This is a genomic window from Enterococcus sp. DIV1089c (assembly GCF_050530965.1).
In the GTDB taxonomy this organism is placed as follows: Bacteria; Bacillota; Bacilli; order Lactobacillales; family Enterococcaceae; genus Enterococcus_B; species Enterococcus_B hirae.
The window spans coordinates 2,317,094-2,330,000 of the sequence record NZ_CP172888.1 but is presented as its reverse complement, the minus strand read 5'-3'; the positions used below and the strand labels follow the sequence as shown (position 1 = coordinate 2,330,000).

Genomic DNA, 12,907 nt, shown 5'->3' with positions numbered 1-12,907 from the left:
TTGCGGGAGACACCTTCCATCAAAATCGTCCTTCATTAAAAATTCAAAAACATTTTTTTGATCAAATCGAACGATTGAATGAAAAAGAGATTGCTGTCTATTTGACATTTGGAAATCATGATTATTATCAATCAGAGCGCTACTGGTTTACTTTTCCCGAAAATGTCCATTTATTTACTTCGGAAGAGGTAGAAACAAAGACATTTTTATCTAAAAAAGGGGAAAAGGTCGCCATCAGCGGGTTTAGTTATTTACACCAGTGGATACAGGGAGATAAAGTTGCTGAATTTCCTTTACGACACTCAGTGGATTATCATATCGGTCTGTATCATGGCGAAATAGGGAGCAATCAGCGGGGAAACTATGCACCTTTTCAGCCGTCTAAAATGCAGGAAAAAGGCTATGATTATTGGGCATTAGGACATATCCATGTGCCAATGTCTTTAAACGAAAAAGAAACAATGAATTATCCAGGGGCACCTCAAGGCCATACCCAAAAAGAGCAGACAGCTAGAAATGTTTTATTGGTTGAATTGACCTCCAGTGAATGCCAGACGATTCCGCTAGAGGTCGCAGAAGTATACTGGGAGAGTAAGACCGTGTCTTTAAAAACTGCTCGGACTACGCAAGACGTGTTACAAGTGATCCAAGAGCAGTTAACTATGGGAAATCCAAAACTGACGTTGTTAGATTTAAAGGTAACAGAGTATCATCACTTGAACCAAGAAGTGATTGATCGAATCTATTCTGGCGAATTACTTGAGTATTTAATGGAAAAAATAGCCAACCTATCTACAAATTTACTTATTTGGCGTATATCTATTAAGGAAGATGAAAGAATGAATCGAGTATCGTTGAAGGTCTCACAGACATTAGTTGACCAACTCTTTGAAACTTATCGGGTAAGTGAAGATTTCCATCAGATTTTAGGTGAGATGTACAGTCATCCTGATGCGGTTCGCTTGATGAATGATTTACCTGAATATCAGGAAGGTACCTTGACTAAAGCCAAGGCAATACTGGAGCAAGATTTTGTGTTTGAGGAGGAAAGTATATGAGAATCCTTCGAATCGAAATAGCTGCATTTGGTAAGTGGAGACAAAAAACATTTGATTTTATTTCTGGAAATCAATTGATCTACGGTGAAAATGAAGCAGGCAAGTCAACGATTTACCAATTTATTCAGGCTGTATTATTTGGCTTCCCTTCAAAAGGAAAGAAGAAAAAAGACTATACGCCGAAAGATGGGGCTGCCTATGGTGGGAAAATTTGGTTAGAACATCCAGTTCATGGAGAAATACTAGTTGAACGTTACAAACAGCAAAATCGTGGGAAATCCAAAGTCCTTTTTAATGAGCAACAGGGAAGTGATGAATTATTAGAGAAATTACTTTCTCCACTAACAAAGGATTTATTTCAGCAGGTTTTTACTTTTCAACAAGAACAGTTAACTGAACTAGATCATCTACGAGAAAAAGAATTACATGATGCACTGATCTCATTAGGGATTACGGGTAGTTCGTATGTTTTTCAAAAAAGACAAGAATATTATCACCAAGCCCAACAGCTTTTTAAGAAAAAAGGGCAGAAACTGCTTATCAATCAGAAATTGAATGAGTGGAAGAACCTTCAAGAAAGAGTCCATCAAAAACAAGAGCAGGAATCTTTTTTCGGTGAACTCATTCGACAAGAACAAGCCTACAATCAAGATCAAAGAGAGCTACAAAAAAAACTCCAAGAGATAAACGAAAAAATTTCTCAGATCAAGCAGCAAGAGCTGAATTATTCTTTATACGAAGAGTGGCAAACACTTAAAGCCAATACCTTACCACAAGTTCCTGAAGAACAGTTGCTTTTAGACTTAGAGGAATTCACTAAACGCTATCAGCAGATGACGGAACGCCTAGATGAGCTCGAAGCTACTTTAGAAAAACATAGCGGAATGGATCAACAGTCGGCACGATATTATTTCTATTTGGAACAAGAGCAAGTACTAAAAGAATTGCAACAACAGCAAACACAAATCGAACATTGGCTGAATGAATGGCAAAGACTCCAAGTGGAAGAACGAGAAATTGATTCAGAATTAAAAATTTTAGAACAAAGCTGGCAATGGCAACGGACACAAGAGCCACAAGAATTTTTGCATACTGAAGAGTGGCAACAACTATTTTCTGAAAATCGTTTGTTGAAAGAACAAGTCAATCAATTATCAATCAGATCAGAAATCGTCTTAGAGCAGCAGCGGACGATTGAAGCGGAGATCAACCAATTAGAAGCCACACATCCAGAATTATTACAGTCGGCACCTTCAGAAGTTCGTTCAAAGAACAAAACACCGTTTGCTATTATCGGCGGATTCTTTTTTGTGGTGGGGATCTTCCTACCAATGCCTTGGAAACTAGGAGTCTTTTTATTAGCCTTAGGTACATTGGGGTATTCATTTTATGAAAGGAAATCACTGAATGGTCAGAAAAGTGATTTATCAGAAATCAAAGGTAAGTGGCAAGAAAAACTGGGACAATTAGACAATACGTTAGCCCAAATCGAAGAGATTAATCAAAGTAAAAACAAGCTAGTAATTGAACAACAAAAAATCCAACAAAAAGCTTTCGATTTTACAAAGGTCCATCACTTAGGAACGATGAATACCTTAGAAGCGATGAAGGAATATGGGCATGAAGTATCCGATTATCAAGACTTGTATAGCCGCTTGATCAAGAAACAAGAACGAGCAAATGAGATTCAACAAAAGTTGGTACAGCTTGATCGTCAGTTTGAATTGATTAAGGAATGGTTACCGTTACAAGATAAAGGAATCGCTGAAAAAATGGTGCTTTTAACGAACTTCATCCAAGAAATGGAACAATTGAAATTCGCTAGAAGTTATCAACAAAATACACTATTGAAACAAGAAATCAACCAATTGAAAAAGAAACAAAAAAGTTTGATCGAACACTATAGCGGACAGATGGAACAGGTCGGACTTGCTTATCCATCCGAAGTAGCTGCTTATTTGCAAAAAGCGCAACAAACAAAAACACAACTTCAACGACTAAAAGAGTTGGATGAGATTCTCGCGCCACTTTTTCCAAAAAAACGGACACGGGAGCAATTAAGTACTGAACTGTATCATAATCAAGAGAAACAACGGCAGTATCAGTTTGAAGAAAAACAATTGATCGAACAACGTCAGCGGTTAAAGATCCAAATCGAGGAATTACAAAAAGATGGTACGTTGGATGAGATGTACCAAGAAGAAAGTTTATTGAGAGCACAACTGCAACAACTGATGGAACATTGGGGCGGTCTAATGGTCGCTGGGACTTTTTTAGGGGATCTGTCTACAGAAATGAGTGAACGTCAATTACCACAATTGTTAAAAGCTGCTGGTCACTATTTAGGAGTCTTAACACAAAATCATTACCAAGAGATATTATTGAGAAATGATACTTTGACGCTAACAGACGGTGTAACTGATTTTCCCATTTATGAATTATCTACAGGAACGAAAGATCAACTGATTATGGCCATGCGCTTTGCCTATCTATCGTTAGAATCAAAACGTTCGATTTGTCCAATTATCATTGATGACGGTTGGTTGCATTATGACCATCAAAGAAAATATCAATTAGCCAAATTGTTAGCTGATTTCGGTCAAAATTATCAAGTTATTTGTTTTTCTTCTGACCAAGAAATGGTAAGCTATTATCAGGAGCTTCAACAATCTGTGAATATATTAAAGGATGTATAAAGAATGAAAAAAATTCGTGAATTAGTTGTCGATGAACAATTTGAATTGTTTGTTTTAATTAAAAATGCTGATGTCAGAGTTGCGAAAAACGGAAAAAAATTTATTGCATTTACTTTTCAAGATACGTCTGGAACGATTGATGGCAAATATTGGGATGCTTCTGAAGAAGAAATCAACAAGTTTACTGCTGGGACAGTTGTTTTCTTAAGTGGGAAGCGGGAAATCTATCAAGGAAACCCACAAGTAAAGATTTTGCATATGCGATTGACTAAACTTGAAGAGCCAAGTGATCCTAGTTTTTATATGGAAAGGGCTCCTTTGAAAAAAGAAGAAATGGAAGAAGAAATCAATCAATTATTATTTGATATAACAAATGCTCATTGGAATCGGATTGTCCGTCATTTACTAAATAAATATCAAAAGCAATTTTTTGAATTTCCCGCAGCAAAACGGAATCATCATGCTTTTGCAAGTGGATTAGCTTACCACACATTGACTATGTTGCATTTAGGTAAAACGATTGCTGATGAATATCCAGAATTGAATCGATCGTTGTTATACGCAGGAATCATTTTACACGATCTCGGAAAAGTGATTGAATTATCTGGACCGATGAGTACGGAATATACTTTAGCGGGTAATCTAGTGGGGCATTTGGTACTAGTAGATGAAGAGATCACGAGAGCATGTATCGCATTGAAAATAAATGAAGCAGATGAGGATGTTTTGGTATTAAGACATATGGTCTTAGCACATCACGGCTTATTAGAATACGGATCGCCGGTTCGACCACGTATCATGGAAGCAGAAATCTTACATCAGATCGATAATCTCGATGCTTCAATGCAAATGATGTTGACGTCGATTCGTCAAACAGAACCTGGAAAATACACTGAACGGATTTTTGGAATGGAAAATCGTAGTTTCTATGTTCCCAAAGAACTATAGATAACTAAAGGAACGTAGCCTAACACGAACTACTTGTGAGCCTACGTGTCTTTATTATTGGAAAATTTATTTTGTTATTGATAAAAATCTACAATAGTGTAAGATTGTAGTCAGATGAGAAACCGTTTTACTAATAGGGGGAAAATAGTTAATGAATCATTATATCCAATCTCTTGGCGTTCAAAGAGATCCGCTATTTTTCTGGGTATTGGGAATTTTCTTCTCAGTATGTTTGTTGTATATGGCTTATAAATTGAGAAACAAATCCAAGATTGCTTTGATTACTTTAACGACTACGGGCGTCTTTATTTGTATTTTTGCTATGTTTGCAACGATCGTTACACTGATGACCAGAATCAGTTACTAAAAAACAGCTCTTTGTCAAAGTGAATAGGTAGCGAAAAAACATCAAAGTCAATCATTTACTTTGGTGTTTTAATCTATGCTTATCTTTTATAAAAAATAAGGTGGAAATTACGATCCTTCTTAGAAATTATAGCGTCAACAAAAAAACAGACCAGGATAGGTCTGTTTTTTTCATCTTATTTGCTTGATGATTCAGTTGTTGATGATTCAGAAGTTTTTGTTGATTCAGTTGTTTTAGATTCAGAAGATTTTGTTGATTTTGTTTTAGACTCAGATGTATTGGTATTAGCTGTTTCCATAGTAAATGGCGTTAATACATTTTTAAAGGCATCATCTGTGACTTTTACATTTTCTTCTTTTAATACTTTAGCGATAATTTCTTTTTGTAGGTCTTGATCACTTTCTTTTGTATCTCGGGCGATTGATTCTAATTGTTTCTTGTATTTATTCATGTCATCGCCTTTATTTTGGTTTTTGACCATTTTTACAACATAATAATCTGTTGAGTATGAAGTTGTATTTGTCGCTGAGATAACGTCAGATACTTGACCGTCTTTTAATTTGAAGGCTGCTTCTTTCACTTCAGTTGGAACATCTGTCGTTTGAGAATCAAATTTGATTTTTCCGCCATCTTTTTTAGTTGCTTCATCGGTTGATTTTTCTTTTGCCAGTTTCGCAAAATCAGTTCCATCATCTGCTGATTTTTTCACTTCTTTTGCTTCATCTTCACTGCTTACTTTAATGATTTGTGCTTCAACTTCTGGATGGAAAGTTTTCCAAGCTTCTTTTAAATCTTTTTCTGTCACTTTGACGTTAGCACTTATACCAGCTTTTAATACTAAACTGCTTCTAAGTGCTTGTTTATATGAGTCTTCTGTATAACCAGCTGCTTCTAATTGTGATTTAAAGGTGTCACCGTAAGTTTCTGCATTCTTTTTGTATTCAGCATTGACATCTTTATCCGTTACTTTATCGCCATATTTATTTTCAAAGGCTTTGTAAATAATCATATTTTGAACTAATTGTTGGTTGTTTTGCGTATGTTTTGCTTCATTATAAAAATCTTCAACCGTGATAGTTCCGCCTTTCATTGTGGCGATGTCTTTATTTGTACTACCTGAACAAGCAGCTAATGCTAATACAGCTAGCGCACTAGTTGCAGCTAAAATTATTTTTTTCTTTTTCATTAAAATTGCTCTCCTGTGATTTATTATTATTCTTACAATAATAACTATACCATATCTATTTATTAATAAAAACGTTCTCGTGATAGTTTCAAATAAAATTCAAATTTTGATCACATTCCTAACTAAAAATTAAAAAAACAATAAAATTAAAATCAAAAGTGTTATAAAATTCCGCATTATTGCATGTCTTGTGGCAAATCATTTGTTAATTTTTCAACTTGTTCTTGGATTTGTGCAATTCTTGGTTCTGCTTGAAATTTAAAATTTTCAATATCTTTTTTCATTGATTCTTGAAAAGCGGGGATCAAAGTATTAGCTGTTTCTTTTGTGTCAACTAATGCTTGTTTGAAATTATTAAGACTGTTATTTAAATCATTTGTTAATTCCGTTGCTTCGTCTAGTTCAGCGATCAATTTTTTTCTGGTTTCGTTCCCGCTTCTAGGAGCAAATAACAACCCGGATATAGCTCCAACGGTCGTTCCAAAAACGATTCCTTTTAAAAAGTTTTTAATCAATGTTCTTCACCTGCTTTACAATGGTATGTTGAATTTGTTGCAATTCTTCCGCACTATATTCTGACTGATGGTTACCAAAGTGGATCGAAAAATCATCTTCTTTACTATAGCGAGGGACCAAATGGACATGTGAATGAAATACAGATTGATAAGCCAATTCACGGTTATTATTCAAGATATTCAGTCCTTGCATCTCAGGAAAAGCTTCTTCAATTGAACGAGCGATTTTAGGGATACGTGAAAAGACATCAGCTGCTAGTACTTCGTCATATTCAAAAATATCAGAAACGTGTTGTTTTGGAATAACTAGTGTGTGTCCTTTTGTCGCTTGGGATATATCTAAAAATGCATAGACTTTTTCGTCTTCGTAGATTTTATAACTAGGGATTTCTTGCTTAATAATTTTACAAAAGATACAGTTTTCCATAGGAAACATCCTTTCCATCAAAAATATTATTTATGTTAACTTTACCATATGTTCAAAGATTTGTATGAAAAAAAATAAATTGACTTCGTTTTCTTCATGGTATAATAAAAACAATCGAACGACGGAGGAAAAATTATGAGTCTAATTGTGGAACATGTAACAGGTGGCTATGGACATCTACCTGTTTTAAAAGATATTAGTTTTAGTGTACAGCCTGGCGAAATGGTAGGATTGATCGGTTTAAATGGCGCTGGAAAAAGTACAACGATCAAACATATCATTGGCCTCTTAGAACAAAAAAAAGGATCTATCACGATTAATGATCTGAGTTTGAAAAAAAATACTGAAGAATACCGAAAACAAATCGGTTTTATACCTGAAACGCCTTCTTTGTATGAAGAACTAACTTTAAGAGAACATATCGAAGTGACTGCGATGGCCTATGATATTCCAATCGATATAGCGATGCAACGAGCTGAGAAATTGTTACATACGTTTCGTTTAGAGAATCGTTTGGAATGGTTGCCAGCCAATTTTTCAAAAGGGATGAAACAAAAGGTGATGATCTTGTGTTCTTTCTTGATCGAGCCTTCTTTGTACATTATTGATGAGCCTTTTTTAGGATTAGATCCATTAGCAATCAATGCTCTTTTAGAACTAATGGTAGAAATGAAAAATGAAGGTTCAGGGATCTTGATGTCTACGCATATTTTAGCTACGGCAGAAAAATATTGTGATCGTTTTGTAGTTCTGCACAATGGAGAAATACGTGCAGATGGAACCTTAAAAGACTTACAGGAGGAATTCCGACTACCTGATTCTTCACTGGATGAAATTTATATCTCCTTGACAAAGGAGCAGGATCATGAATAATTTCTTTCAATTGCGATTAGCAAAACACCAGAAAAAAATGATGAAGTATTTGCGTTATGTACTAAATGATCATTTTGTATTGGTTTGTTTATTTCTATTTGGCGGAGTCGGCTTTTACTATTCAAACTGGTTAAAAACGTTAACGACTCCTTTTCAAATGGGTGGGATTATCCTTACGATCTTTTGGTTTATTTGTTTGTTTTTTGGTAAATTTGCCACTTTCACGCAAGCGGCCGATCTGGTTTTTCTACTACCGAAAGAAAAGGAGATGCATCAGTATCTCCAACGAGCTTTTCTTTATTCCAGTCTATTTCCTTTTCTGTTCTTAGGACTAGCTTGTGGCTTTTCAATGCCCCTCGTGGTTGTGACAACCGGGCAGCCTTTTTCTTTTTATTTCGTTTATTTACTGATTCTCTGGGGATTGAAGAGTAGTCAACTACAAATCAAACGAGTGGAGCTTTTCCGAATTGAAGAGAAAAAATTGATGGTATGGAAAGCTTCTTGGTATCTTTCGACATTGCTGATCTTGTTGCTTACGGTCTATGGATGGCTCTGGCTTGGATTGTTAGCTATGTTGATTCAATTAAATATTTACTTTTGGTTTTTATGGAAAAATATGACGTATCGGTTGGATTGGGAAAAAATGATACAAAAAGAAGAGCAACGTTTACATCAAATCTATCAATTCATCAATCTTTTTACTGATGTGCCGGAAATCACTTCTAAAGTCAAAAGAAGAAGGTATTTAGACCCGTTGCTTCAACATACGAAGAAAACGAAAGATAATACTTATTATTATCTTTATGTCAGAAGATTTATTAGAGGTTCTGATTTCAGTGGTCTTTTCTTACGCTTAGTGTTGATTGGAAGTATCTTGATTGCAGGTATTGAAGATGTTTATTTTATAACTGCTATTGGTGCGCTTTTTATCTATTTGATCGGATTCCAAGTGATTCCTTTATACAATCAATTTCGTTACATGACACTTATCCAACTTTATCCAATCACGGAAAAGCAAAAAGAAGTTGCGCTGCAAAAGTTATTGTTAAATCTTTTGCTGATTGCCGCTAGTCTTTTTGGATTGATTGGTGCGATCGTATTAAATGGGCTAGACAAACTTATACCGATTATCAGTTATTTGATCGTCATCGGTTTGTTTATTAAAATCTATACACCGACTCGGATCAAGAAAATGAACGAATAAAAGAGGTGAAAAAACGAGAGAATAAGGCAGATTTGCTTTTTCTCTCGTTTTTTTGATAAAAGATGGTTTTTTAGAGAGGAATACAGGAAAAAAGAACGTATATGTGCTTGACGTTCGGGGCTTAGGCGACTAGAATAATAAGTACTGCAAATCATAGAGTTTAGAGGACGGGAGAATGCATGATGGAGTTTCAGTTAGACCAAGAATGGCGTTTACGCCCAATCAAAGGTGATACGGGAAAAACATACATAGGCATGCGCGATGAAGATAAGGTCTTTATTAAACGCAATACGACTCCAATGCTTGCTGCACTATCCCGAGAAGGAATTACACCAAAACTGGTATGGACGAAACGGACAGGAAATGGCGATACCTTAACAGCACAGGAATGGCTAGAAGGACGTTTATTAACTCCGACCGAGATCGGCCAGCGAAATGATGTTATTGATGTCTTGTATCATTTGCATCATTCTGCTTCACTTAAAACGATGTTGACTCGGATCGGTGGTAGAGTGATGACACCAGAAAAAATGTTGCAACAATATGAACTGGAGTTACCTGAGACACTCAGAAAGAATCGATTTTTACAAATCGTTCACCAGTTTTTGCGTCAACAAATTCCACAGATGGATAAAGAGAACTTTGCAGTTGTACACGGAGATGTCAATCATCGGAACTGGTTAGTGTGCAAAAATTATTTGTATCTAGTTGATTGGGATTCAATTATGTTTGCTGATCCAGCGGTGGATATTGCCACGATTTTAGGGAATTATGTTCCATTATCTAATTGGAATCAATGGCTCGTTACTTATGGGATTCGCCCAACGGATGAGATATTAGAAAAATTACATTGGTATGCTGCGATGAATCTTTTACAAGAGATTACCCGATATTGTCAGCGTGAAGATCATCGACGAATGAATGAAGAGATCTTACAGTTGAAAAGAATTTTTAGTGGTTGAGCAAAGAGTCAAAAAGAATGAGTACGGTGTACGAATAAAGCATTTATTGTCGATTATTTATTCAGAGTTAAGATCAGAAGAGTAGAACATCACTTGTCTGATCTTTATTTTTTTAGGAAAGAAAGGAATGGAGTTTTCATGCGTGTACGTAATCGCCCAGGTGCTGCTGAAATGCTAGCAGCGCATCCAGATCTAGTAATAAGTGAACCAACCAAGTGGAGAGGTAAGTGGAAAGAACTATTTGGCAATGAGCAGCCGATCCATATTGAAATTGGTATGGGAAAAGGTCAGTTTATCACAGGAATGGCTAAGGCTCATCCTGAAATCAATTATATCGGGGTAGAAATGCAAGTCAGCGTTGTATCAATTGCTTTAGATAAATTAATTGAACAACCATTACCAAATTTAAAACTATTGCATGTTGATGGTTCAGCGTTGACGGAATATTTTGCAGATAGTGAGATTGATCAAATCTATTTGAACTTTTCTGATCCGTGGCCTAAAAAAAGACATGAAAAACGCCGGTTAACGTATCATACATTTTTAGCGGTGGATGAACAAATTCTACGCCCTAAAGGAGAAATCCATTTTAAAACAGATAACCAAGGACTATTTGAATATTCATTAGCTAGTTTTTCTCAATACGGCATGATCATCAAACAAGTATGGTTAGATTTACATCAAAGTAAATATGAAGGAAATATCATGACTGAATACGAAGAAAAATTTTCTTCAAGAGGTCAAAGAATCTATCGTGTTGAAGCTCAATTTCCAGATAAAACGAAGAAATAATGACTTCATTTAATCAAAAGCAACCGAAACATTTTTGTTTCGGTTGCTTTTTTGGTTGTAGATGCAGCTGTTCGAGCAAGGAAAAATTGTAGGACAAAATATTTTCGTATTTATTTTATATAGAAGGTTCAATCAAGTTAAATTTAGAAAATGAAAATAAGCCTTTATCTGTGATCTTTAATTCGGGGATGACAGATAATGTTAAAAATGAAAGTGTTAAAAATGGATCGAATGATTGACTGGCACCTAACGAATGTGCTTCTTTAGTTAAGGAAACTAACTGCTCATTCACAGCTAAAAAAGGTTCTTGAGACATTAAGCCACCGATTGGTAAGGGTAAACAAGCCAACTCTTGACCATCTGCAACAGCGATCATTCCGCCACCTTTTTTGATTAATTGGTTTGCTGCTATTAACATATCTTCGTCATTCGTTCCCACCACGACGATGTTATGGGAATCATGCGCAACAGTTGTTGCAAGAGCTCCTTTCTTTAGTTGAAATCCCTTAACGATCCCAACGCCAACATTTCCTGTTCGATGGTGACGTTCGATCACAGCAATTTTTAGTTGGTCGTTGGCAATTGAAGGAACAAAGACACCGTTTTTTGTGTCTACTTCTACGAGACAATCATTGGTCAATAAACTATTAGGAATGACTTCGATCATGTGGGCTTTTTCAGTACAAAGTGGTAAAGCAAAAGAATCGACCGTTAATGGTTTCACATCCATTTTTGGTAATTTTTGAGCATAAGTATTTTTTTGTCTCGGAAATTGTTCCAGATTCAATTGTGCATTCTCTACCACGATTTTTCCATTAGAAAAGACAGTATTGATTGGAAGAGTCGTTAAATCATTGGTTAAAAAGAAATCAGCTTGATAGCCAGGTGCGATGGCGCCTAGCTGACTTAAGCCAAAACATTCGGCAGCGTTTAGTGTGGCCATTTGAATAGCTTGTAATGGTTCCATTCCTAAATGGATTGCTTGGCGTATGATGTGATCGATAGAGCCTTCTGCAACCAGATCATCGATCAGTTTATCATCCGTGACAAATAAACAACGTCGTGAATTTTCTGGTGTTACAACGGGAAGGAGTGCTTCGAGGTCTTTTGCAACTGTCCCTTCTCGAATCATTAAATACATCCCTAAAGCTAGACGTTCTTTTGCTTCTTGTGCGTTAGTCGCTTCATGGTCGGTTTTTATACCAGCCGTCAAATAGACGTTTAGCTCATCTCCTTGAATACCAGCTGCATGACCATCGATTTTCATATTTTTCTCATGCATCAATTGTAATTTATCAATGATGGTTTTTTCGTTATTTGCAACAGCTTGGTAGTTCATCACTTCAGCAAGTCCCAACACTTCAGGACGATCAAGAAAAGGAATGAATGATTGGGCGTCTAGCACTGCGCCGCTTGTTTCAAAAGGTGTTACAGGAACGCAGGATGGCAGCATGATAAAAATATTCATTGGTACGGATTGGGCATCTTCAATCATAAAATCAAGCCCAATACTCCCTGCTACGTTTCCTATTTCATGAGGATCAGTAATTACCGAGGTGACGCCATGTAATAAAGAAATTTTTGCAAACTCGCTTGGAGATAAAAGTGAACTTTCGATATGCACATGCCCATCAATAAGTCCTGGTACGAGGTATTGATTTTTTGCATCATAGATTTCTTTGCCTTCGTATTGACCGATCCCCACGATTTTACCGTCACAAATCGCAACATCACCGGTTAGGATTTCTTTTGTAAAAACGTTGACGATTTGTGCATGTTTGATTACCAGATCAGCTGGTTCTTTTTTCCCAGCGACTAAAATATGCTTTGTTCGTAATGATTCCACCATGTTCCCTCCAAAATAAATTTTTAATAGTAT

The 12,907-nt window shown here is 36.0% G+C and carries 11 protein-coding genes and 1 pseudogene (1 of these 12 only partly in view); 8 read left to right on the top strand and 4 right to left on the bottom strand.

Annotated elements, in window-relative coordinates; translation table 11 throughout:
* The 4 genes and pseudogenes from IGL30_RS11005 to IGL30_RS10990 form a co-directional block, all read left to right on the top strand.
* Positions 1 to 1,058: the 3' portion of a metallophosphoesterase family protein gene (locus IGL30_RS11005; RefSeq protein WP_088745263.1), read on the top strand. It extends 163 nt beyond the left edge of the window; 1,058 of the gene's 1,221 nt are visible here — the last part of the coding sequence; the start codon falls outside the window, past its left edge; it ends in the stop codon at positions 1,056 to 1,058.
* Positions 1,055 to 3,774, top strand: a pseudogene (locus IGL30_RS11000) (AAA family ATPase). The gene IGL30_RS11005 and the pseudogene IGL30_RS11000 overlap by 4 nt, the downstream one beginning before the upstream one ends.
* Positions 3,758 to 4,702: a 3'-5' exoribonuclease YhaM family protein gene (locus IGL30_RS10995; protein WP_010720909.1), complete on the top strand. Its 945-nt coding sequence runs from the start codon at positions 3,758 to 3,760 to the stop codon at positions 4,700 to 4,702. Before IGL30_RS11000 ends, IGL30_RS10995 begins: the two are co-directional and overlap by 17 nt.
* Positions 4,703 to 4,853: 151 nt before the next feature.
* Positions 4,854 to 5,069 carry a hypothetical protein gene (locus IGL30_RS10990; protein WP_010720908.1) on the top strand — a complete coding sequence of 72 codons (216 nt, stop codon included), beginning with the start codon at positions 4,854 to 4,856 and terminating at the stop codon, positions 5,067 to 5,069.
* Between the two features lie 175 nt (positions 5,070 to 5,244).
* Here the strand turns inward: IGL30_RS10990 and IGL30_RS10985 are convergent, their stop codons facing one another.
* The 3 genes from IGL30_RS10985 to IGL30_RS10975 all read right to left on the bottom strand — a co-directional run bounded on the left by IGL30_RS10985 (position 5,245) and on the right by IGL30_RS10975 (position 7,197).
* Positions 5,245 to 6,255: a peptidylprolyl isomerase gene (locus tag IGL30_RS10985; RefSeq protein ID WP_123875160.1), complete on the bottom strand. Its 1,011-nt coding sequence runs from the start codon at positions 6,253 to 6,255 to the stop codon at positions 5,245 to 5,247.
* 176 nt (positions 6,256 to 6,431) lie between these two features.
* A complete protein-coding gene (locus IGL30_RS10980; protein WP_010720906.1) occupies positions 6,432 to 6,770 on the bottom strand; it encodes a YtxH domain-containing protein in 339 nt (112 codons plus the stop codon).
* A complete protein-coding gene (locus IGL30_RS10975) occupies positions 6,763 to 7,197 on the bottom strand; it encodes an HIT family protein (RefSeq protein WP_010720905.1) in 435 nt (144 codons plus the stop codon). The genes IGL30_RS10980 and IGL30_RS10975 overlap by 8 nt, the downstream gene beginning before the upstream one ends.
* 135 nt (positions 7,198 to 7,332) lie before the next feature.
* Here IGL30_RS10975 and IGL30_RS10970 point away from each other — a divergent pair, with 135 nt between their 5' ends.
* The 4 genes from IGL30_RS10970 to trmB all read left to right on the top strand — a co-directional run bounded on the left by IGL30_RS10970 (position 7,333) and on the right by trmB (position 11,028).
* The gene (locus tag IGL30_RS10970) at positions 7,333 to 8,070 is read left to right on the top strand and encodes an ABC transporter ATP-binding protein (protein ID WP_123875162.1); all 738 of its coding nucleotides are present in this window, start codon (positions 7,333 to 7,335) and stop codon (positions 8,068 to 8,070) included.
* Complete coding sequence (locus IGL30_RS10965; RefSeq protein ID WP_088775319.1) at positions 8,063 to 9,274, top strand: ABC transporter permease; 1,212 nt, start codon at positions 8,063 to 8,065, stop codon at positions 9,272 to 9,274. The genes IGL30_RS10970 and IGL30_RS10965 overlap by 8 nt, the downstream gene beginning before the upstream one ends.
* Positions 9,275 to 9,453: 179 nt before the next feature.
* The gene (locus IGL30_RS10960) at positions 9,454 to 10,236 is read left to right on the top strand and encodes a phosphotransferase family protein (protein WP_010720902.1); all 783 of its coding nucleotides are present in this window, start codon (positions 9,454 to 9,456) and stop codon (positions 10,234 to 10,236) included.
* A 138-nt stretch (positions 10,237 to 10,374) separates the two neighbouring features.
* Entirely contained in the window at positions 10,375 to 11,028 is a 654-nt protein-coding gene (gene trmB, locus IGL30_RS10955; protein ID WP_088775320.1) for a tRNA (guanosine(46)-N7)-methyltransferase TrmB, read from the top strand.
* 115 nt (positions 11,029 to 11,143) lie between these two features.
* Here the strand turns inward: trmB and ade are convergent, their stop codons facing one another.
* Positions 11,144 to 12,874, bottom strand: a complete 1,731-nt coding sequence (gene ade / locus IGL30_RS10950) for an adenine deaminase (protein ID WP_088775335.1) — start codon at positions 12,872 to 12,874, stop codon at positions 11,144 to 11,146.
* Positions 12,875 to 12,907 lie beyond the last annotated feature (33 nt).